The sequence below is a fragment of the Dyella marensis genome (genome assembly GCF_049532885.1).
GTDB classification, from domain to species: domain Bacteria; phylum Pseudomonadota; class Gammaproteobacteria; order Xanthomonadales; family Rhodanobacteraceae; genus Dyella_D; species Dyella_D marensis.
This window is the reverse complement of the sequence record NZ_CP064029.1, coordinates 2,247,296-2,269,256: the sequence shown is the minus strand read 5'-3', so window position 1 is coordinate 2,269,256 and position 21,961 is coordinate 2,247,296. Positions and strand designations below refer to the sequence as shown.

Genomic DNA, 21,961 nt, shown 5'->3' with positions numbered 1-21,961 from the left:
TCAGTGCGCGCCGGCCTGCTCGGGCACCACGGTCAGCACGATCTTCGACGGATAGGCGCTGCTGTGGTGCACGGCATTGTTGGCGATCACGCCGGCCGCCTCGTCGAAGTTGTTGCCGCCGGTGTTGAGGTTGCGGTCGAAACGCGGAAAGTTGCTGCTCGATACCGCGATGCGCAGCTTGTGCCCGGGCTTGAAGTAGTAGCTGGTGTCGATCGGCTGGAACGTCACCGGATACACCTCGCCGGCCTTCATCCACGCCAGCGGCTTGTCGTAGCCGTTGCGGTAGCGCATGCGCTGGATGTTCTCGGTGATGTTGAAGGCCTGCCCGTCCGGATAGACGTCGATCACCTTGAAGGTGAAGTCGGTGTCCTTGGCGCTGGAGGAGACATTCAGCGTGACCGTGATCGGCCCGCTCACTTCGGTGCCCTGCGCGAACGCCTCGCTGTCGTAGACCAGCACGTCGTTGCGGGCTTCTTCCTTGCGCTGGTCGAAGGAGCCGAACTTCACCGCATTGCCCTGGCAGCAGCCGCCGCCGCCATAGGTCATCACCGGATTGGCCGGGTCGTAGACGAACCGGTCCGGATGATCGTCGGCTTCCGGCTGGGCGACGAGCTTGCCGTCGCCGTACATGGTGTTGGCCTTGCCTCCGCTGGCGAAGTAGAACTCCCTGGTGATGGCGCCGGCCGGCGGCCACGTCGCCGACTTCTTCCACTCGTTCTTGCCCATCAGGTAGTACATGACCTTGGGCTGCTTCTTCACCACCTCGCTGTCCTCGCCCTTGAGGAAGCGGTCGAACCAGCCGAACACCAGGGCGTTGTAGTCGTAGCGCGCATCGCCCATGTCCAGGTCGCCGACCATGGTGTGCTCGCTGGCGCGGGTGTAGGCGCAATGCAGCACCGGCGCGATCACGGCGTACTGCTCGTCCGCCACTTCCTTCGGCGCCGTGCGGCGCACTTCGTTATACGCGGCGAGGTTCGGCGACACCGACACGTCGAACCAGCTCATGAACCACAGGCCCGGCTTGGCGATCTTCATGTTGTCGTGCCACAGGCCGCCCTTGTACCAGGCCGGGTCGTTCGGCGTGCGCGCGATCATGTTGCCGCCGGTGGCCACCGGCATGCGCGTGTCGAAGATGCCCGGCGGGCCGTCCAGCGCCTTGATCATGTCCTTCACCGGCAGGTGCCAGAACGCCTTGTCCCAATCCACCGGCGGCATCTGCGTGGCCAGGTCGAAATAGCGCGAGGCGTTGACCAGCTCGGCCTGGGTGGTATTGGCCGGGAAGTTCGGCCGCACCTGGTTCTGGATGCCGTAGTCGTAGATCCAGGCAATGAACAGCATCTGCACCGCGCCGCCGCGGTACCAGTTGCCCTGCTCATAGTAAGGACCGACCCGGCCGACGCCGGCACCGAAACCCTGCACGTTGAAGGTGGCCAGCGCCGGTTCGTTCTGCGCCACCACCGCCATCTGCCACTCGGCGGTGGACGAACAGCCGGTGGTGCCGACCTTGCCGCTGGACCAGGGCTGCGAGGAAATCCAGCGCACCGCGTCGACGCCGTCGGTGATTGGCGCACCGAGGATGTCGTAATTGCCCTCGGAGAAGAAATGGCCGCGCTCGTTCATTTCGACATAGGCGTAGCCGTGCTTCACCGCATCGAGCGCGCGCGTCATGTCGCGCGGGGCGCCGAGTTTCACGTCCCAGTAATTGAAGTTGTACGGCGTGCGCGAAAAGATCGTCGGCACCTTGCCCGCGCCCTTGGGCCGGTAGATGTCCGCGGCCATGCGCTTGCCGTCGCGCATCTTCACCATCACCTTGCGGTCGACCACCGCCACTTCCTGCAGCGACTGCTCGGTGGCATTGCGCTTGGCGATCTGTTCGGCCTGGGGATCCTTGGCCTGGGCGGCGGCCGCGAACGGCAGCGCGAGACAGAAGGTGGCGGCCATGCCGCCGAACATCGTGGGCAGGTGCTTGCGTAGCATGCGAGTTTTCCCCAGGGACCAAGCCGCGACTATACGCGAGCTTGCGCGGCGGGAATGGTGCGCCTGCACATCGCGGCGCCCACGGCGGATGCGCCGCTATCTCTTTCTGTCCTAAATGTCGGTCTTTGGCGGCAAGGAGCCAGGCCGCCTCGCCTACCATCGCGCCCAGAAATTCCCAACTGAAAGTTGCGCGCGCCCCGCTCAAGCGCGGGGCGTCATCCATCGACGTTCAAGGCGAGAGGGAGATATGGGAAGGACTTCGATTCACCCGGGAAAGCTTGCGCCGATTCACCGAGTGCCATGCCTGGATCGAATGCGCTAGCGGTACCGCAGTACAGGTCGCCTTTGGAATAGCCCTGCCGGCGGCCTCCCATGCACAGTCATCGGAAGATGAATTCTTCTATGTCATTGAGCATGTTGGACCAAGCTGGTATCGGCGTCGTTTATCACTGAGAAGCCACATGACATACCAAATAATCCAGCCACCTTTCAGCCTCCAATTCTGGGACATGCCTAAAGAAGAGTTGAAGGAATACTTCGCCTGGTTCAAGGCCGTGATCCCAGAGCGCATCGAGAAACTCACTGAATACATCAGGCAGGATCCCGCGTACGTAAACTGGAAACCAGACAATAGTACGTCATCGCTCGATGCACTTGGCGAGTGGCTGATTGGGCACCTGTCGTTGAGAAAGCGCACCGAGGCCGAGATGGAAGCCATGCGCAGCGATAGCCCGCACTCGATCGAGATGCCGAACTACGATCTGACGGATGCAAGCTATTCCTTGGCGTTTGATGCAGGGGTGTATTTCGCACAAATGCTCATGGCCCATCACCCATCGCTTTCCTGGACGCAGGAATTCAAGAGCCGGAAGAGCATGGACTATGGGCAACCACTTCTCGTTCCATTCGGACCGGTTCCGCTCAATCCGATCGGCGTCTCTGTCAGCATCGCGCACGGACTCGCTGATAGGAGTCGGCCTGCAAGCCGTCTCCGCGAAGTCTATGAAGAATGGTCGCGCCGAGCTCCATGAAGCGGCCTGGTGCCCACAGCGTCGTGCCTAAGCTTGAGTACCCTCGTTCAATCCGCCGAATGATCGAACAAGGGCTGGTCCACCTCACTCCTTGGCATATTCTGGAAAGTGAGGCGGCATTGGCTCGCGCACGCGGCTTGGCCAAGCGCCACCCCGGCCGCGAGCTGTTTCCATTCGCTTACAGGCAAGACAACGATGACCTGGCTTGCTTGTCAAAAAGCACAGGGGAAAGAGTGTTTGTCATCCATGATTTCGCTTCTCCAGGCTGGGGAGACGAGGCCGAGTTCGATGACGTGTGGGCGCGGTTCCGTTCGGCCGTTGAGGAAGCCATTGCGTGGGATTGAATCCGTACTCGCGATTCGGCGCAATCATGCAATCGCGACCTTTTGGGGAAGGCATGACCTACCAGATAATTCATCCACCCGTTACGAGGAGTGATCTCGCAGGGCTCAATCAGAGTGACGTAGGGAAAGATCATCAGGCACCAAGAAGTTTTGAAGATACATCTGCGACATCGGAAAAGCAGGCATGAACGAGCAAGCATCGATCGAGAAACTCAAACAAGCCGGGCAAGTGACCATCGAAGCCGTTACTCGATGGCGAGAGGCGGCAGAAATGCTGGCCGCTCTTGATGCCGCAGGACAAAATGGCGCAAACATAGTTGTCAAGATTGATGGCGACCGCTCAAAGGCATCCATCTACACGGTGGTCGTTGCCGGACCACTCTTCGGCGAATCATTCTTCAGGAAAGATGGAGAAGATCTTTGGCAGCTTCTACATGAAGCGATTGATTACTATGTAGCCGCGGCTCGAATCTAGTTCTACAACTCAATGGGGACGAGTCCGCACTAGGACGGCCCCTGGCCCCCCTTGCCCGTCGAACTGGCCGTCGAAACGTGCCGCGGCAAAGCACTGGTGCTGGAAGATGTAGTGCTTTGCCTCGCCCCCGTACTGTTCGCCGATAACGATGGCGGCGGCTGATGCGGTGCGGGTGCCGTAGGAAAATGTACGCCGGAAGCCATACTCGAAAGACTGAGCGAGCCAGGCGGCCTGGAGCTCGAGCTCTGCGCCGGCACCGATGGCGTGGGCCGGATACCTGGAGGAGGCGGGACCGCCAAAGGTGGAGGCATCGACGAGGCGGCGCTTGAGGATGCCGTGCGTAGCGTCGATGAAGAAGCTCCGCCCACACCCGCAAGCATCGAGCCCGGACTGGAGCTGCTGCCCATGCTCGACGCGGCGGCTGCCGGGGCTGGATTGAGCGGGATGGGCTTGGACATTTTCACTTCGTACCGCCCTGTTCCGCGCGGGAAGGCTCCGCTCTTGTCCTTGATTTCCCTGCGATAGAGAAACTGCGCCGAATCGGCCACAAATTGTCCCGACGAATCTCGATGCGCATCGGCGAAATCCCTGATCGCCTGCTTGCTCACTTTGTAATTGTGATTACCGCTGACCAAGTCGAACACCAGGCGTTGTTCGGTATGGGCAGGCATGCGTTCCCTGCGCTGCTCGAACTCCTGCTTGATGCCTCGTGCGCCGTCCGGTGGCTGGTAGAACTGCTGCATGAACGTGCCGGGCTTGTACAGCGGAACCTTGAGATCGAACGCGATGGTCTTGTAGCTGCCGTCGCCCTGCCGGGATCGGGCTACCCAATCCGGATAGGTCCGTCCTGTCCCGGCAAAATGTTCCTTCCCCTTGTCGATGCGCTGCTGCTCCAGTCCCTGGTACCGCCGTTCGGCATATAGAGGCTCCAGCGCTACGCTTCGCGAAGAGCCGCCACTGGCATTCGGCGCCACCAGGGCGGTGCTGAAGACCGGACTACCACCCAGACCGCGCCTGCGCTGGAGGAACTCCAGATTCTCCCTGGGCGCACCCGACGCGCCGGCAGGACGCGCGTCCAGCTCGCTCAACGCCCTGATGGAAAATCTGGCGGGGTCGCGCGTGCGCCTCTGCAGGTTGTTCTCGGCCAGATTCCGCTTGTCAGCATCTCCAGCGGTGGGATGCTCGAAGTTCTCCTTGTAGCGGGATCCCGGCGCAAAGCGCGGCTGCCCGCTCCACCACGACCAGCTCCTGGAAAACCGATGCTCGGCCGCGCCCTTGGATTTGTTCAAGTCCTCCCATGACGGCGGCCTGGACGGCGCGGACGACGTCGAAGGCGCGGCAAACGCCGAAACCGGCATCGGTGGCGCCGACGGCCCCGGCTGCAATGCCGAAGAAGATGAGCTGGCATGGGATACCGGCGCAAGGCCCGGATGCGCCGAAGACGGGTGCGCTACCGGCGATGGGGATCGACTGCGCCGGGATGGAGAATCGGCATCCTGGATCGGGTCGAGCTCGCCCATCGAAGGGCTGCGCTGGCGCTGGGGTGCCTCGTCGCGTGGCCGCGGCCGTGGCGATGACGATGACGAGAGCTGCAACGGCGGGATGCGGCTGCGGCGCTGAGCGCTCTGGGGAGTCCGCGACGCTGTCGACGACGATGCTGCCACGCCGCCATGGGACCGCACGCCGCGCGGTGGCGAGTCGTCGTCCTCGATCGGGTCATGCGCCAACGGATCGACCGGCGCCGGCAGAGAGTTGCGGAACATGGACGAGATAGTCCGTCCGCCGCCGGGAGGACGCGCCGAAGATGCCGCGACGCTCCCCATGCTGCCAGGTGCGGCAGCACTGCTCGACGACAGCGAAAAGCCATGCCTTGGGGCAGACATGGGCGACGGCGAACGCGACGGCGGCGGCGACGGGGAAAAGTCTTCGATCTCGTCGATCGGCGACGGCGGCGCAAGTGGAGGGTTGGTCGCGTTCCGGCTCCGACCGGCCTTTCTGCCGTCGTTCGGATTCGGTTCGCTGCCGCCCTGCATGTCACTGGACGAGCGCTTTCTCCAGCCTCTGGACATCGGGAACCCTTATCGTGGCCTCAGTGGAACCCGTCCATCCCGCGCTCAATCCTTGTACCGCTTCACCATATCCTGCACCGGCGTCGGCGCCGGATACCCGCCGAACACGCTGTGCCACAGCCGCTTGCCCCACCAGCGGTTGTCGAACAGCGCATCGCTTTGGGCGAGCGTGTCCTTGTCATGGCCGGGCTTCAGCTTGGAGTACTCGGTGCGCGCAGGCAGGTTGTGCTCCGCGCGCAGCATGTTCTCCGACGGGTTGAATGCGCCGCGCGGCGTCCTGGCCAGGCCGATGGTCTCGAATTCCTCCTGCAGCTGGTTGCTGTGCCCGACCACGTTTTTCAGATGCTGCCCAAACTGCGCGTTCCCCGCGGCATCGACCTGCGAACCCAGCGAGGCCGGGTTGGTGAACAAGGCGTGGTTCGCCTGATTGACCTCCGGTACACCCACTCCCTTGCCGTGCGCCAGGCGGTGCGCATGCACCATCTCATGCCCCAGGCCGATAAAACGGTTGGCTTTCGCCTCGTTCGGGTTGATCCGCACCTCGCTGCCCCAGCCCTTGCCTTCCTTGCCGTCGAAGCGGTAGCCCTGGCCCACGCTCTGCGCGAGTCCTTGCCCAGGCGCGATATGCGGGGCATTCATGTTCGAGGTCTCGCCGGGCTTGGTCGAACTGATATGCACGCCTGCATGCTCGCCCGCGTGCTGGCGGTTCTGCGTGATGCGTGCGTCGAGCTCTTTCATCATCTGATGCCCGCCCGGCTTGCTCATCAGCGTGTGCATGGACCGGCGGGCATCGGCAGCCAGGTCGGTGAACGCGGCCGCGCTCTCGCCGGCGCTGCGCTTCACATGCACATTGGCCAGCTCGCCGTGCACCTGCACCTTCTCCACCCGCTTCAGCTTCTGCGCCTGCGCCTGCAGCAGTTCCGGCGTGAATCCCGCCGCCGAAGTGCGCGCCACGCGCGCCACCACCGGCGCCCAGCGCTTGGGGATATCGGCGCGCTTGCCCTCGGCATTCGCCTTGGAAAGCTTGGACGTAATGTCCTTGACGAAGCGCTGTTCGCGCGGAGCCACTTTCGGTGCGACGCCTGCGCTGTTGGCCGCCGCGAACTTCTCGACCACCCGTGTTCTCAGACTGTCCTTGGGCATGGGGAATTCCTTGAATAATGGCCTTCGCTACGCAACCGCCGGACTCAGGTGCGGTTGAAAGTGAATTTGTGGAAAGTACGGTTGCCGGTGACCAGATGCTTGACGCTCACCATGTACAGCCGCCCGGTGGGCTGCCCCGCAGCGTTGAAGGTCTCCCTCACCACGATGCCGCCGCGCACCCTCGTAGGGTTCGTATTGCCGCCGCTGGCCGCGTGCAGCAGCCGCCCGATACGGTTCTCGATCACCTTGTGCCCGCGCAGATTGATCGAGCGCCGCTCATTGGAAAGATTGTTCTGGATGCTCGGCCCGCCGAACTTGTCGGCGATCAGATGCGATTTGTTGCGGGGCACCGGCAGGTGCCCGGGGTTAAGCACATTGGTCGCGGCCAGCAACGCCCGCGCGGCACCGGTCCGGCGCAGGCGCAGCTTGCTCGACGCATAGGCGCGCTGTATGCCAAGGCCGGGGCCGTGCGGTACCTGCCGATGGCCGAAGCGCGTGCCGGGCGCGCGCGCCGCATTGGCCTCGGTCTTGAACGCGCGGTAGCTGGCGCGGTCGGAGACGGCATAATTGACGCGCCCGAGGGTCTGGTTGCCCTCCTTCACCGGCGCCCAGGTCCAGTTGCGGTTCTTCGGCATGTCGGTCTCCTCTTTACGTGCGTCGCATGGACGCCGGGGCTGCGGTCAATGGCCGCGGCTGTTCTGCGGCGGCGCCACCGGCAGCATGCGCGCGTCGCTGAGCGAGCGTTGCCGGCGTCCGCTGGTATTGGTCTTGGTCGCCATGTGGTGCAGCGACTTGGTGGTCAGGTCGCGCGTATCCGACTCGACCGATGTATTGATCGGCGGCTTCTTGTTGGTGCTGTGCGCGTCGCTGCGGAACGCTTCCATGGCGGCGCGCGGCTGGTTGCCGTGCGCGTGCAGATAATTGCTTATCACCGGCGGCACCATCCCGGCCAGGCGCGCGTCGCCGCGCATCACCGCACCGACCTCCCATTTCTTGCGCTCGCGCTCTTCCTGCACGTGGGCGACCAGATTCTTGAAGTGCTTCTTCTTGCGCAGATCCTTGCTGCCGGTAAGCGCCGCGTAGCGCGCGCCCGGCAGCGCTTTCACATGCGGCCTGGCCAGCTTGAGCCGGGTCGACGGATCGGACATGTACTTGATGGTCGCCAGCGAGCCCATGATCAGCGTGTCGGTAAAGGGCTTGGGCGAATTCGCGTCCTGCCGGGTCTGGTCCACCGCCAGCTCGCGCAGGCCGTCGCGTCCGCTGCCCGGCCGGCCATTGCCATGGCCTTCGGTAATGGCGCCTGAGGTTCCGCCGACTGCCTTGGACTTGATCGCCGGCGTATGCCCGGCGATGGGCTGCCAGCTGCCCACGGCAGCGCCCTGGTTCGGCGGCGGGTTGTACCAGACCAGGTCGGCGGTACGCGAGCGCGTATCGAACAGGTTCTTCGCCTTGCGTTTGCTGACGCCTCCCCACAAGGCGCGCATCTTCAGCAGGCGCGTAGCCACGTGCTCGTCCAGGCCGATGCCGACGAAACTCTGCTTGGCGCCGGCGCGGCTGGTCAGTGTCTTGTCGGTGCGCACGCGGATCTTGCTCGAATACTGCCCGCCGCCGCCCTTCCTCACCCAGGGCACCCATTTGCCGCGCAGTTGCTTCAGCTCGGCCCTGAGCGGGCCGGCCAGGCCGCGGCGGGCCAGCTTGCCCAGCTCCTGTTTCTGCAGCGAAGGCTTGCCCGCCTTCTTGTAGCGCACGGTATTGCGCTTCTGCATGGACAGATGCAGCGGCGTCGGTTTGTCCTTGGCGGGATGGGATGGCATGCGTACCTCGCGCTCGGCGTCAGATCGGCTTGAATTCCAGCTTGTGATAGCTGCGCGTATTGGTCGTGTGGTCCTTCACGCTGACCATGTACGTGCGCCCCGTCGGCCTCCCGCCAGGCGAATAGGTTTCCCTCACGATCATGCCGCCGCGTGTCCGGTTGGCATTGGTATCGCCCGGCGCGGTGACGTCCTTGATCAGGCGGGCGATGCGGTTCTCGATGCGCTTATGGGCGCTGAGGTTGATCCGGCTTTTCTCGTTCACCAGGTTCTGCGCATTGCTCGGTCCGCCGAAGCGGTCCGAAGCCAGGTGGGCCTTGTGCACATTGGCCGGCACGTAGCTGGGATTGACCACGCCGATCCCCGCCAGATTGTCGCGCGGCGCTCCGGTCGGGCGCGTGCGCAGCTTTGCCGACACATAGACTTTCTTGACGCCGCCGCCGACGCCCGGATACGTGCGCTGCCGCTGCCCGAAGCGGTTCTGGCGCGCGATGTTCGCCTTCTCCTTCATCGAGCGGTAGCGCGGCTGGTCGATCTGCGCGTAGTGGATGCGGCCGATCGTCGTGCCGTTTTCCTTGATGTCTCGCCGTGTCCAGGCAGGCATGTCGTGTATCCCCCGTTGATCGCCGTCAGGCGTCCGCTTCGCCGCCGAGCAGCTCGAAGATCTCGATCCGCCCGCCCCCTTTCTGGAACACTTCCCGATACAGCTCCGCCGCGTTCAACCCGCCCCACGCCACCGCGCGGCGGATCAGGTACGGCACGGGGCTGTGCGGCTCCACCTGCATCAGGTATTCGCCGATCTGCGCCAGCACCTGGTAGGCGCGTTCGCGCTCGCCGAACAGATCGCCGGCCGCGTGCGGCGCGCCTTCCTCGTCCTGCTCATCCGCTTCCTCGTCGAACGGCATCGGCGCCACCGGCGGCAAGGCCGCCGGGCCGCGCCGGGTCAGTTCGCCGCGCAGCAGCGCCTCGATGCGCGCGAGGAACTCGTCGAGCCGTCCCAGCGGCGGCGTCTCCGGCCCCAGCCGTTCGCGCAAGGCGTGCTCGAAAGCGGCGATGGCGGCGCGGCCTTCGCCGATCTCGGCGTGGCGTCCGCGCAGGTCGCCGGCATCCATGCGCGCCAGCAGGCCTTGCAGGTCCTCCAGCGTGGCCGCGTCCTGCGCTTCCTCCGGCAGGTTGCCGTGCACCGCGCGCATGCGCTCGTGGTAATGCGCCAGCTCCCATTGCGACCAGCTGGCGACGTGTTCGTCGTCTTCCACCAGCGGCAGCAGGGCGATGGTGTTGAGCAGCTTCTCGTTGATCCAGCGCACGATATTGCAGCGCGCGTCGTAGCCGTCGCCGTCCTCGCGCGGATGCAGGCCGTCCCACCAGGTTTCGCACAGGCCACGCAGCAGCGCGAAGCACGGCCGCAGCGCGGCATAGCCGCCTTCGTGCAGTTCCGCCTCCAGCATCCAGGCGGCCAGCTGCAGGTCCTTGCCCACCGTGTCGAGCATGCCGGCCGCCAGCTGCGACACCTTCGGCCAGTTGGCGCGGCGCGGCTCGATCGCCCAGGCGCCCATCGGCAGGCTGGCGTCGTCGCTCTGGCGCAGCTGCTGGATCATGCGGAAACCCATGCTGCCGCGCGCGGAAGCGCCGGCCGGCTGCGGGCCGTCCAGCGGCGCGAGCAGCCTGGCCAGCGGCACGCCAACGCGCCGTTCGAAATAGCCGCCGTCGTCGCAGCCTTCGGCCACCGCTTCCGGCGTGGCCTCCAGGTTCCTGGCTTGGGCGTACTGGCTCATCGCATTGCTCCGTCGGTCACCACAGCACGGGCGCGTCGCGCGGGAACGCGGGCGCCTCCAGCGGCACCGGCGCCTTGGTCGTGGCGTCGGTGCCGGAAAGTTTCAGGGTCAGGTACAGGTCGGCCTTGTCCGTGGCCTTGGCATCCCTCGGCGCGCTGCCGTCGAGCACCGGCACGGCGAAATGCAGCATGCGCTGGCCCGGATCGAGCGCGCCGTTCTCCGGCGGCGCGGCATGCGCATCCAGCCAGCGCAGCAGCGCCCAGGAGCCGCCGGTGTCGAACACCGCGTGATAGCCGCTGGCCCGCAGCTCCGGCTGCGCGGCGTCGGGCACCGGCATATAGCGCGAGCGGTCGGCCCATTGCAGATCCAGCGACAGCGGCGTGCCCACGCTCCAGGCGAAGCTGTCGTCCGCGCCCGGCCATGCGGCACCCTGCGCGCCGCCCGCGCGCAGCGTCCAGCCGATCAGCTGGTTGCTGATCGGCGAGCGGTCCGGCAAGGCGCGGAAGCCCACCTTCACCTGGATCGGCAGGCTCTGCGGCTGCGCCGAGAGATTGCCGGCGAAGAATGCTTCCACCGCATCGAGCTGGCCGATAAAGGCCTTCATCCTGGCGGCGCGCGGGCCGGTGGCGTGTTCCAGCCAGGCCTTGAGCTCCGGCTTTTCCTTGCCGTAGTAGACGAAGAACGCCTTCACCACCGCCGGCGACACTTCGCGCGAATCCACCGGGCCGAACGGATAGCGCCCCGCCAGCTGGCTGTTGAACAGCATGCCGATGCGCGCGTAGTGCAGGTCCGAACTGGCCTGCCCGCGGCCCGAACACGCCGCCCTGGCCAGCTTTTCCATATCGCCGCGGCGCGAAGAGAACAGATCGTTGCCCACCGCGGCCGGCACATACGCGGCCAGGGTCGCCTCGCAGTTGGCATAGCTCAGGCTGGCCAGCTGCTTGAGGAAGAAATCGTTGAGGTGCGCCACCTGCCCCGCGGGGTCGGCGAACTGCACCGCGCGGTTCAACTCGTTGATGGTGCCGCCCCAGTAAGCGTCGACCTGGGTATTGATGCGCTGGCTGTTGTTGACGCCGCGCGTCTGCTTCAGCAGCGTCACGAACGGCGCCGCGTAGCGCGACAGCACTTCCGCGCGCTGCAGCTGGCGATCCAGGTAGCCCTGCAGCACCGGCACGCTGCCCAGATCGAACAGCGGCGCGCTGTCGTCGCCGCCGCTGGGCGCGGGCGGGTCGTACAGATGGCTGGCCGAGGCCAGCTCCGACACATCCAGCAGCATGCTCGAGGCATAGTTCTGCGCGCACTGCCCTACCTCGTCGGCCAGGCTGCCGAAGCCGAGCTGGCGCATGCGCTGCTGGGCCTGCAGCAGCGGCTCCACCGAGGCGGCCAGGCTGGAGCTTTCGTCCGCCAGCTCGCGATCGAGCTGCGAGGTCGCGTCCAGTCCCGTATCGATCGCCTGCACCTGCCCGCGCTGGTTGCGCGCCAGGCTGTCCTGCAAGGCGAGCTGCAGCTGGGTGCGCGCCAGGCGCTCGTACAGCGGCTGCCCCGTGCTGCTGCCGGTCTGGTCGATCTTCTCGTGGCTGGCGAATTCCTGGTATTCGCGCAGCTGGGTCAGCAGTTCGTCGAAGGTGCTCGGCCGCCAGCCGCCGGCGGCGCCGTTGCAGCTGTACTGCTGCGGCGACTTCACCTGCATGAAGGCGGTGCCGGCCAGCGCGCGCAGGCCGCCGACTTCGCGGCCCAGGCCGGGGCTGATGCCTTCGAGCTGGTGATTGCTGGGATTGACCACGAACAGCGCGCCATACGGCGCCAGCGTGGCGCTGCGCAGGCTGTCCACCGCGGGCTGGTAGCAGCTGTCCAGGTCGAAGAAGCCCAGGGTGGTGCGCAGCTCCGGGTCGTAGTGGTGGTTCTTGATCAGGTGCTCGATGCCCGGCGCGATCTCCTCGCCCATGCGCGTGCAGGGGTTGTCCTGCGGCGTGCTCAGCAGCCAGCTCTTGTGCACCCAGGCCAGCCAGCTGTTGAAGCCGCGCAGCGTATCGAGCAGCGGCGGCTTGCCTTCCTGCAGGGCCGACAGCAGCGGCACGCCGTCCGCCGCGCGGTGCAGCAGGTCGCGCTCGGCCTGCGCGGCCATGCGCTCGAACTGCTTGCCCAGCCGCTCGCGCAATTCCGGCGAAATCGCCGGCGCGTCCGCATAGGTGGCCACCGACAGCGCGTCGGCCAGCGGGCTGTCGCGCTTGATGGTGTCGGCCGGCAGCGGGCTGCCGTAGAGGTAATCGGCCAGCGCGCCGAAATCCAGCAGCTGGGCGTTGCGGTCGGCCATGCCCGGCTGGGCGATGCGGCCGAAGCGCATCAGGCCGCCTTCCAGCGCCGACAGCTGGTCGAGCTGGCGCTTTAGCTGGGCGAGATAATCGGCATACACCGCATCCGGCGCCACCGTGTTCTCCGACACCTTGAGCGTGGCGGCGGACATATCGTCGATGCGCTGCTGCAGCTTGCACGCCATCGAGGGCAGCACCACTTGCTGCAGCGCGTTCTTGGACACCACCTCGGTAATGCCGCGATGGATGCGTCCGTCCACCCACGACAGCGGAATGGCGGCGTAGCGCGTGTCCTCGCTCAAGGTGGTGATCTGCGCGATCAGCTTGTACACGCGCTCCTGGTCCAGGCAGCCGTGCTGGGCCAGCGAGCGGCTGTTGAGCTGGATGTTGAGCAGCGTGTCGCGCAGCCCCTGCGCATGGTGGTTCACCCGCGCCGCGCTCCACGGCAAGGCCACCGCCAGCAGCACGGCCAGGCCGACCAGCGCCAGCTGCAGGCGGCGGATCAGCCGGTTGCGCGCCAGCAGCCCCTTCTGCGTGCGCTGCGCCAGGCGCTGCTCGCCCAGCACCTTGTCGCGGACCAGGCTTTCGGTGAAGGCGACATCCTTGCGCGGCCCGGCCACCTCCGGTCCCTTGCCCGCATCCACCACGCCGCAGAAGTACAGGCCGCGGCAGAACGAGCGCGTCTCGTACACATTGGTCTTGAACAGCGTGGAGAGGAAATCCAGCGCTGGCGCCTGCAGGCTGCGCATGTGCTGCGGAAACAGGAAGAAGCCGTCGACGTCGTCGATATGGTCGTGGCTGGTGGCCGCTTCCAGCACCAGGCTGCGCATGCCTTCGATCACCTTGTCGAAGGCCTTGGGCACCCAGTCGGCCGGCAGGCCGTTGTCGTCGAGCGTGGGGCTGGACCAGCCCACGATCTGGCGCTGCAGCCGCGCGTCCTGCGTGCGCCAGAAACCGTCGAAGCCGGGAATGCTGTCGCAGTGGCTGAACACCACGTACACCGGCAGCGCATAGGCAAATGCATCCTGCAGCTCGTGGATGCGCGCATACGCATAGCGGCCCATCGCCGCGCGCTGCTCCGCCGTGGCCTGGCACAGGCGCTCGGCCGAGATCACCCACACGATGCCGTCCAGCGCGCGGTCCGGGCGCAGGCTGTCGATATCGGCCAGCATCTCGCTCCAGCGCGCGCCGGGCGTGTCGGTGGCGGAGCCGCCGATGCCGGCCGCGGGTTTCAGCGGTTCGCCCAGCACGCTGTCCGGATCGATCAGAATCCCCCGCTCCAGGAACAGCCACTGGCTGTTCGGCACGGCCTGGCTGAGATACGCCTCCTGCTTGGCCTTGCGCTGATGCGTGGCGCGCTGCATGTCCTTGGGCAGCGAAGCGGCGAGGCTGCTCTTGCCATCGCCGGGGAAGCCCATCAGCAATACCCACGAGCTCTTGTAGCGCCAGTCGCGGCGCGCCCACAGATAGCGCAGCGCGCGCTCGATCACCGCATAGCGCCGGCGCGCGCCGTCGCGGAAGCGCACCCACCCGCTCTGCCCATCGCGGTTCTGCGCCGGACGCGTGGCGATGGTCTTGGAGCGCGCGCGCCACATCAGCCAGGCGATCAGCAGAAACGCCAGCGCCGCCAGTACCGCCAGCACCAGGAACAAGGGATCGAAGCCGCCGCTGGAAGCAGCGGCAGTGCTGGAAGCCGTAGCGGGCGCGGGGTTCGGGCTCATGTCGCTCCGCTGTTGATCGCGTCCAGCAGCGACCAGGTGAGCAACAGCCAGACCAGCGACGACAGCACCAGGTAGATCGCCGCGCCGTAGGCCGCGGCGCGCAGCCACGGCGCCAGCGCGATGCGCGTGTTGTCGCGGTCGGACACCACCGTGTAGTCATAGGCCTGCGGAAACGCGCGCGCCTCCACGCTGCCGAGCTTGCGGCCGCTGGCCAGCGGATACAGCCGCGCGCGGTACTGGCGCAGTTTCTTCAAGCCTTCGGCGCCGCGGTACATGCCCTGGAAGCCAAGCTGCATGGCCAGCAGCAGCACGGCGGCCAGGTCCGCATCCAGCGTGCTGCGCTCGCCCGCGCCCATCAGGTCGTCGACCAGGTCGAAGAAGCGCCGGCCGGCCACGCGCGAGCGTTCCACCGTGTATTCGAGCAGGTGCTCGGGCCAGTGTTCGGCGCCGGCCCAGTGCAGTTCGAGAATGAAGATCTCGTCGGCCAGCGCCACCATCGCGTAGCGCGCGCGGCGGTAGGCCTCCAGCTCCGCGCTGGTGGCCGCGGCCTGCACGTCGCGCGACTGGCGGTCCAGCACGGCCAGCAGGCGGTGCGCGATGCGCTCCACGCTCTGGTGCGCCTCCAGCTCCCCGTGCGGGTTGTCCGGCTGCAGCAGCCGCGTCAGCTCGCCCTTCTGGATGGCGAGCTTGACCTGCGCGACTTCCTCGTAGAACGCCGCGAAGCGTCCCAGCAGGAAGTTGGAGGAGGCAACCGTTCCGTTCATGGCCGCGCGGTGGCTCCCTCGCGCGGCAGGTACAGGGTGATCGCGGCCGGCACGTGCTCGTCCGGCTCGCCGAGGATGACGAAGGTGTGGCCTTCGCTGATCAGCGGCCGCGCCGCGCCGTCCTCGCCCTCGATGGTGGCGTTGTTCACCTCGTAGACGAAGGCGCCGGGACGCAGGTTGATCGCGGCCACCTGCTGCGGCGTGGCCTCCTTCACCGTGGCGCCGGGATAGCGGCGGCGCACCAGCAGGTAGATCAGCTCCTCGTTGGCCATGCGCGCGCTGCCCAGCCACTGGCTCATGGTGGCGGCGTTCTGGCCGGCGCGCGGCGCCAGCTCGATCAGCAGCTTGCCGGTGTCGATGCCGCGCGGCAGCTGCAGGCGGAAGCCGGAATTACCCACGCGCTGGAATTCCAGCACGCGGAAGTTGGCATTGAGCCGGTTGAGCTGGTCGCGCACGTAGGCAATGGCGCGGGTGAAACCGGGCACGCAGTCCTCATGCTCGTAGGCGCCCAGCACCGGCGGCGGCGGCGCGCCCGGCGTGGCGGCGACGAAGCCCACCAGCTGCGACAGGCCCAGATAAAGATCGGCCGGATGCGTATGCGGCGACTGCAGCATCACGTCAAAAGTCGGCATCGCCATCACCAGATGGCGCGCGGCCTGCACCTGCGCGCTGCTCTCGCTGTCCAGGCGCGGCTGGCCGCGATCGTCCAGGCGCACGCCGAGCAGTTCGCGGTATTTTTTCCACAGCAGCTCCGACAGCGAGGCCAGCGAGCGCTGCAGGCTGCCGTCGCCCTGGAACGCCGAGGCGCCGATATTCAGCATCGGCGGATGGAACGGCGCCAGATGCACGCCGCGCGAATCGCCGTACAGCTCAAGCAAAGGCACCGAGCAATAGCTCTTGGCCACGTTGTCGCCCGCGGCCAGGCTGAGCTTGGGCCGCATGCGGTCGACCACGATCTCGTCCTTGCCGGTGTTCTCGTCCGCCTCCAGGTTGCCGCGCTCGATGGTGTAGCGCTGCATGTCGCCGATGTCGCTGGCCGCGCCCTTGCCGCGCACCGGCACGCGCAGATGCACGCGCACCTGCTTCTGCTGGTTCCAGTCGGTGCCGCTCAGGTCCAGCGACAGGCCCGCCGGCGCGAAATGGCCGGGATAGTCGATCACCAGCCCGTCGGTCATCACGCAGCGCAGGCGCTGGAACACCACCCGGCCCTTGCTCAGTTCCGTGGGGTCCAGCGCCATGTCCAGCACGCCCCAGGCATGCGGCTGCAGCATCACCAGGCGGCGGTGCAGCAGGTTGTTCCAGTAGATGTCGTTCTGCTGGAAGTGATGCGGCGACAGCAGCATGCCCTCCGACCAGGAGACCGGCTCCGGCAGGCTGTCCAGGGTGTCGACGGTGGCGTTCATGGCGCTTCCCCTGCTGTCGCGTTCATGGCTGTTCGGTCACGGCGAGCTGGGTGGCCTGCAGCCACACCACCGCCCGGCGGAATTTGGTGAGATCGGCGCGCGCTTGCCCGTCGGCCGACAGATAGTTGGCAAAGGCATACACGGCCACCGCCTTGCCCGCGCGCTTGGGCAAAGGCACCGGATCGATCACCTGCGCAGGCGGGATCTCCAGATGCACCGCATCGACCGAGGTGCCCAGCCCGTTGATCAGCGCGGTCTTCTGCGCGAACCACTCCGGCCCGGTCTTGGGCAGCATGGCTTCGTTCTTCAGGTCGTACAGGAACACCAGGTCCAGCTGCACCGCCGAATTGAGATTGGCGCCCGGCGGCGCGGCGACGCGCACGCTGGACAGCGTGGTGGTCGGCGTGCGGCCGAGCAGCTTGTTGACCGAGCTGCATCCGGCCGGCGCGGCCAGCAATGCCAACAGCAGGAGCAGGCGCGCGCGCATCAGCTCAGCACCAGCACGGTGACCTGGGCGGGCGTCAGCGACACCCCCACCATGTTCGGCAGCAGGCCGTTCTGGCCCACCAGCCCTAGCATGTGCGTGCAGGGAATGCCGCCCATGAACACCTTGAAGCTGCCCAGGATCGAGCGGAACGGCCCCATGAACAGATGCGAGACCACGCCGCCTTCCGCGCCTGGCTGGTCGCCGTTGCTCAGCGCGCCCACGGTGACCAGGTTTTCCGCCAGCCCGCCGCCGACGATCACCTCGAACTGCGCGGGGATGTCCGCGAACGACAAGGCGATATTCGGAAACGGCATCGGCGTGGGCACGCCCAGCACCGGCACGAAGCACACGTCCGGGAAGGCCAGGTTGAGCACGCCGAGATTGGTGTTGACGAACATGGGCTTATCCCAGGCTGATGCGCTCGGCATCGATCTTGGCGTCCTGCCGCGCGGTGATCATGGCCTGCTCGCCATGCAGCCGCAGGAACTGCCGCGCGTCGAGCAGGAACTGTTCGACCTGGCCGACATAGGTACGCGCGGTCTGCACCAGCGACTCCGCGGCGCTGGCGAACAGCTGCCGCCCGCTGAGCGCGAGCGCGCCCTGCACCGCCGTCACTTCCACGCCTTCGCCGGCGCGCAGCGCGATGTTGCGCGTGGCGGCGATATCTACCTCGGCCTGGCGGATCGACACGGCGTCGGCGCCCGGCACCGCCAGCGTGGCGCGGCCGCCTTCGGCGCGCGCCAGCACGTGCAGCACGAAGCATTCGCCGTCGGCGGTGGCGACCAGCAGCACGCGGTCGCCCGCCTGCGGCGTGACCAGGCAGGACACCGCCTGGCGCGCGCAGCGGCCGTCGTCCAGGCGCCAGCCGTCGCGGCCGGCGGCTTCGCGGATGGTGGCTTCGAACCAGGCGGGCGCGGCCGCTTGAACGGGTTTGGCTTGGCGGGCGGCGAACATCAGGCGGTCTCCAGGGCAAGGGCGCGGGCCTCGGCGGCGAGGCGGGAGGACGAGGTGCCGCGCAGGCGCTGGGTCTGCGCCGCGTGCAGGTCGGCTTGAACAAAGCGGGTGTTGTGGAAGCTGGCGTGGTCCAGCCGCGCGTGGCGGAAACCGACGCGTCCGCCGCTGGCATGGTCGAAGCGCGCATAGCTCAGCGTGGCGTGGCCGAAGTCGACCCCGGTCAGCCGCGCGTGGTCCCACACGCTGCCGGTGCCGCGCGCTTCCACCAGCGACACTTGCTGCAACTCGGCGGACTGGAACAGCGCGCCTTCGCAGGACAGGCCGGCCGCATCCACCTCGCTCCAGCTGGAGTCGAGCAGCAATGCGTTGTCGAGTTTCGCTGCGCGCAGGCTGGCCTTGGCGAAGACGGCCTTGCGCAGATTGGCCTCGCGCAGGTCGGCGCCGTCCAGCCGCGCGCCGGTGAAGTCGGCGCCTTCCAGCAGGCAGCGCTGCAGCACCAGGCCGCGCAGGTCCATGCCGCCAAAAAGCCCGCCTTGCAGCACCGCCGCCTGCGCGACCAGGCCGGTGACGTCGATCACGCGGAAGTCCGCGCCGGGCAGCACCGCCTGCGCCAGCGTGGCGTGCGCAAGCACCAGGCCGGCAACGTCGCATTGGGTGGCGACGGTGCGATGCAGGAGCGCATGCGCGAAGCTGGCCAGGCGCAGATCCGTCTGGGTGAAGGCCGACAGCGCCACTTCCGCCTTCGTCCACGACGACGCCGACAAGTCGGCCAGCGCAAACGAACACTGCTGCAGATTCGCCCCGCCCCAGCGCGAAGCGCCCAGCTTGCAGCGCGTAAAGCTGCAGCTTTCCAGGGTCGCGCCGCTGAAGTCCGCCTCGCGCAGATCGCAGTCGATAAAGTTCACGTGCTGCAAGCGCGCGCCATGCAGATCGGCGCCGCGCCAGTTCACCTGGTTGAACAGCAGCGATTCGATCGCGCGGCCACTGCCATCGAGCACGCCCAGGTCGACGCCGTTCACCGGACGCCCCAGGCGCTGCAGGTGGGCGATATCGTCCCAGGAGATCGCCGCCGCGCTCATGGCAGCCTCCGTCCCGGCTCCAGCCGCACGCCTTCCAGCCGCGCGTGGTCGAAGCGCGCCTCGGCGCATTCGGCCTGCACGAAGTTCGCTTCGCGCAGGTCCGCCTCGCGGAAGTCCGCGCGGCGGCACATGGCCTGGTAGAAGTCCGCCGCTTCCGCATGGCAGCCGGTGAGTTCGCCGCCCATGAACAGCGAGCGGTAGAACAAGGTGCGTTCCAGCACGGCATGCGGCAGGCGCGCCCCGCTGAAATCGCATTCGCGGAACTGCCCCTCAGCCAGGTTGGCATCGGCCAGGTTGGCGCCGCGCCAGCTGCTGTGGTCGGCGCGCACGCGCTGCAGGTCGGCGCGCGACCAGTCCGCGCCGCCGCCGCCCTGCACGCGGGCCAGGTCGGCGCCGGTCCAGTGGCTGTCGGTAAGCCGGCATTCCATCAGCACGCTGCGCGACAGGGCCGCCTCGCGCCAGTCGCTGCCGGCCAGGCTGGAACCCAGCGCCACCGTGCGCTGCCAGGCCGCATGCGCCCAGCGGCTGCCGTCGGCCTTGGCGTGCAGCAGCACGCAGTCGGCCAGGGTGGCGTGTTCCAGGTTGGAGCCTTCCAGCACGATGTTCGGCGCGATCCAGCGCTCGAAGCGCGCACCGGCCAGGTCCGCGCGGCTCCAGTCGGCATCGCCGGCCTGCGTGCCGGCGAAGCTGGCGCCGCGGAACACGGCGTCGTGCGCGCGGGTGCGGGCGAGGTTGGCGCCGTCGAAGCAGGCGGCGGCGCAATTGGCCGCATCCATGGTGGCGCCGGTCAGCGCCACTTCGCTCAAGTCCGCGCCGTCGAGCTGGGCGCCGCGCAGATCGGAAGCCTCCAGCAGCGCGCCACGCAGATCCGCACCGGACAGCATGGCGCCGCGCAGGTCCGCGCCGGCCAGATCGCAACCATGCAGCGAGCCGCCTTCGCGCACGCGCAGCAACAGCCATTGGCCGATCGCGGCCGCCACCGCCGGTTGCAGCGGCAGGCCCGGCACGCTCGGCTGCGGCGAGGCCAGGCGGCCCTTGCGCTGCAGTTCGTGGATCTGTTCCACCGCCACCGGCGGCACGCCGGCCAGCGCGCCGAACTCACCGAGCGCGCCCATCGCGCCGCCCTGCCCGGCCGCACGCGCCAGGGCTTCCTCGGTGGTGGCCGGCACCGCGGGCGGCAGCTCCGGCAACTGCGCCAGCTGCGCGGCGGCTTCGTCGCGGCGCGCCTGCGCCTGCTCCTTCGCTGCGCGGCCGATGCGTTCGACGGCGTCGAGCATCGGGCTGAGATCGAAATCGCCGCGGCGGATCGCGGCTTCGCCGGGCACCGGCAAGTCCACCGCCAGCGGCGCTGGCGCCGGCGGCGGCGCGGGCATGCCGGAAGACGCTTCGAATTCCGCGGCCAGGCCCGCTTCGCGCGCCGCGCGCACGGCGACGCGGCGCTGCTGTTCTTCCTGCACTTCCGTCTGCCGCGCGGCGCGCAGGGCGGCGTCGGGTTCCGGCGTCAGCTGCGCTTCGTTGAAGACGTGGCGCGCGGCGGTGTCGCGGTTGAGCCGCAGCGCCAGCACCTCGCCGTAGTGCGACAGCGCACGCGGCGCGTCGTCGGCATGTTCGTAGGCCACCATCAGCGCTTCCACGTCCAGCGCCAGGCTGTCCTCCACCTCGATCTCGCCGCGGTGGATGGTCACGCCCAGCTCCGCGTCGGGGAAGAACCACACCGTGTCGAACGACAGCGCCACCTCGTCCACCGCATCCGCCGGCTGGCCCGCGCGATGGGCAAACGCGCGCGGCCGGAACTCCGGCAGGCAGCCTTCGATCACCGGCAGGCGCGGATGCATGCCTTCCAGGCGATACGTCTCGCCGCCGGTGAAGAAGCCTTCGATGCGCTGGTCCAGCGGCGCCGCGTTGAAGAATTCCGGATGCGTATCGTCGGCCAGCCCCGGATACGCCTCGCTGCGCCAGCGCTTGCCGTAGCTGCCGATCCACTGCCGCCGCGGCGTCCAGCCCACGTCGAGCTGGCCGAAGCCGGCCGGCGCGTAACGCCGGCGGGGGCTCCGCACGGGCCGCTGCGGCTGTTCCACGTTCGGCATGTCGCCGTGGTTGCGGCCGAAGAATGCGGCGAGCGGATGGCGCGCGTAGCCGCGTCCTTCCGGGTTCGCCGGATGGCCCGCGCCGCCGTAGGCGCGGCTCCAGGTCAGCGGCATCTGGGTGAACGGCAGCGGCTCGGTCACCTGCAGCCAGGGCAGCATGCCGTACATCCACTGGCGGTCGCCGACCACGCGCAGGCGCTTGTCCACGCCACCCGATTTCCCGCCGTTCGACATCGCGCTGCCCACCACCAGGCGCACCATCTGCTCGGTCACCGCCAGCCCGTTCGCCGCATGCGCGCTGCCGGCCAGCAGCACTTCGCCGCGGGTCTTGGGCATCAGCTCGTCCAGCGGACGGCCCGGCGGCAGCGCGGACATCACCTTGCGCCACTGCAGGTTGTCGCGCAGCAAGGCATCCGGCCGCCCGCCCAGCGCAAAGAAACCCAGCGTCGCCACCAGCAGGCGGTCGCGCCCCTGCCAGCGGTACGGGCGGTGCATCAGGCCGAGGGTCATCGGTTTGACGATCTTCATG

At 67.5% G+C, this 21,961-nt stretch carries 19 protein-coding genes; 4 read left to right on the top strand and 15 right to left on the bottom strand.

Annotated features, from left to right (window positions below):
- Positions 1-1,977, bottom strand: coding sequence for a CocE/NonD family hydrolase (locus tag ISN75_RS10005; RefSeq protein WP_343821201.1), 1,977 nt, complete (start codon positions 1,975-1,977; stop codon positions 1-3).
- 278 nt (positions 1,978-2,255) lie between these two features.
- Here ISN75_RS10005 and ISN75_RS10000 point away from each other — a divergent pair, with 278 nt between their 5' ends.
- The 3 genes from ISN75_RS10000 (at position 2,256) to ISN75_RS09990 (ending at position 3,827) form a co-directional block, all read left to right on the top strand.
- On the top strand, positions 2,256-3,008 hold the full coding sequence (locus ISN75_RS10000) for a hypothetical protein (protein ID WP_343821203.1): 753 nt from the start codon (positions 2,256-2,258) through the stop codon (positions 3,006-3,008).
- 59 nt (positions 3,009-3,067) lie between these two features.
- Positions 3,068-3,352 carry a hypothetical protein gene (locus ISN75_RS09995; RefSeq protein ID WP_343821205.1) on the top strand — a complete coding sequence of 95 codons (285 nt, stop codon included), beginning with the start codon at positions 3,068-3,070 and terminating at the stop codon, positions 3,350-3,352.
- Positions 3,353-3,536: 184 nt separating this feature from the next.
- Positions 3,537-3,827 (top strand): hypothetical protein, encoded by a 291-nt coding sequence (locus ISN75_RS09990; RefSeq protein WP_343821207.1) that lies wholly within the window; start codon positions 3,537-3,539, stop codon positions 3,825-3,827.
- A 29-nt stretch (positions 3,828-3,856) separates the two neighbouring features.
- On the opposite strand, the gene ISN75_RS09985 is transcribed toward ISN75_RS09990, so the two are convergent.
- Entirely contained in the window at positions 3,857-5,116 is a 1,260-nt protein-coding gene (locus ISN75_RS09985; RefSeq protein ID WP_343821209.1) for a hypothetical protein, read from the bottom strand.
- On the opposite strand from ISN75_RS09985, the gene ISN75_RS09980 reads away from it, so the two are divergent.
- Positions 5,103-5,447: a hypothetical protein gene (locus tag ISN75_RS09980; RefSeq protein ID WP_343821211.1), complete on the top strand. Its 345-nt coding sequence runs from the start codon at positions 5,103-5,105 to the stop codon at positions 5,445-5,447. The genes ISN75_RS09985 and ISN75_RS09980 overlap by 14 nt on opposite strands.
- A gap of 494 nt (positions 5,448-5,941) precedes the next feature.
- Here the strand turns inward: ISN75_RS09980 and ISN75_RS09975 are convergent, their stop codons facing one another.
- Genes ISN75_RS09975 through ISN75_RS09915 form a run of 13 tightly spaced genes read right to left on the bottom strand, consistent with a single transcriptional unit; the run spans position 5,942 to position 21,960 of the window.
- The gene (locus tag ISN75_RS09975) at positions 5,942-7,039 is read right to left on the bottom strand and encodes a M91 family zinc metallopeptidase (RefSeq protein ID WP_343821214.1); all 1,098 of its coding nucleotides are present in this window, start codon (positions 7,037-7,039) and stop codon (positions 5,942-5,944) included.
- A 44-nt stretch (positions 7,040-7,083) separates the two neighbouring features.
- Positions 7,084-7,674, bottom strand: a complete 591-nt coding sequence (locus tag ISN75_RS09970; protein WP_168647499.1) for a hypothetical protein — start codon at positions 7,672-7,674, stop codon at positions 7,084-7,086.
- A gap of 45 nt (positions 7,675-7,719) precedes the next feature.
- The gene (locus tag ISN75_RS09965; protein ID WP_343821216.1) at positions 7,720-8,853 is read right to left on the bottom strand and encodes a hypothetical protein; all 1,134 of its coding nucleotides are present in this window, start codon (positions 8,851-8,853) and stop codon (positions 7,720-7,722) included.
- 19 nt (positions 8,854-8,872) lie between these two features.
- Positions 8,873-9,454 (bottom strand): DNA/RNA non-specific endonuclease, encoded by a 582-nt coding sequence (locus ISN75_RS09960; RefSeq protein WP_343821218.1) that lies wholly within the window; start codon positions 9,452-9,454, stop codon positions 8,873-8,875.
- Between the two features lie 25 nt (positions 9,455-9,479).
- Positions 9,480-10,625 (bottom strand): type VI secretion system protein TssA, encoded by a 1,146-nt coding sequence (tssA, locus tag ISN75_RS09955; RefSeq protein WP_343821219.1) that lies wholly within the window; start codon positions 10,623-10,625, stop codon positions 9,480-9,482.
- Positions 10,626-10,641: 16 nt separating this feature from the next.
- Positions 10,642-14,658: a type VI secretion system protein gene (locus ISN75_RS09950; RefSeq protein WP_343821221.1), complete on the bottom strand. Its 4,017-nt coding sequence runs from the start codon at positions 14,656-14,658 to the stop codon at positions 10,642-10,644.
- Positions 14,655-15,422, bottom strand: a complete 768-nt coding sequence (locus tag ISN75_RS09945; RefSeq protein WP_167257417.1) for a DotU family type IV/VI secretion system protein — start codon at positions 15,420-15,422, stop codon at positions 14,655-14,657. Before ISN75_RS09945 ends, ISN75_RS09950 begins: the two co-directional genes overlap by 4 nt.
- Positions 15,419-16,825 carry a type VI secretion system baseplate subunit TssK gene (gene tssK, locus ISN75_RS09940; RefSeq protein ID WP_168647504.1) on the bottom strand — a complete coding sequence of 469 codons (1,407 nt, stop codon included), beginning with the start codon at positions 16,823-16,825 and terminating at the stop codon, positions 15,419-15,421. The genes ISN75_RS09945 and tssK overlap by 4 nt, the downstream gene beginning before the upstream one ends.
- Positions 16,826-16,847: 22 nt before the next feature.
- Complete coding sequence (locus ISN75_RS09935) at positions 16,848-17,312, bottom strand: hypothetical protein (protein ID WP_343821223.1); 465 nt, start codon at positions 17,310-17,312, stop codon at positions 16,848-16,850.
- On the bottom strand, positions 17,312-17,710 hold the full coding sequence (locus tag ISN75_RS09930; protein WP_167257420.1) for a DUF4150 domain-containing protein: 399 nt from the start codon (positions 17,708-17,710) through the stop codon (positions 17,312-17,314). Before ISN75_RS09930 ends, ISN75_RS09935 begins: the two co-directional genes overlap by 1 nt.
- Positions 17,711-17,714: 4 nt before the next feature.
- Positions 17,715-18,266 (bottom strand): DUF3540 domain-containing protein, encoded by a 552-nt coding sequence (locus ISN75_RS09925; protein ID WP_343821225.1) that lies wholly within the window; start codon positions 18,264-18,266, stop codon positions 17,715-17,717.
- Positions 18,266-19,345 carry a pentapeptide repeat-containing protein gene (locus ISN75_RS09920; RefSeq protein ID WP_343821227.1) on the bottom strand — a complete coding sequence of 360 codons (1,080 nt, stop codon included), beginning with the start codon at positions 19,343-19,345 and terminating at the stop codon, positions 18,266-18,268. Before ISN75_RS09920 ends, ISN75_RS09925 begins: the two co-directional genes overlap by 1 nt.
- Entirely contained in the window at positions 19,342-21,960 is a 2,619-nt protein-coding gene (locus ISN75_RS09915; RefSeq protein ID WP_343821229.1) for a DUF2169 domain-containing protein, read from the bottom strand. Before ISN75_RS09915 ends, ISN75_RS09920 begins: the two co-directional genes overlap by 4 nt.
- Position 21,961 lies beyond the last annotated feature (1 nt).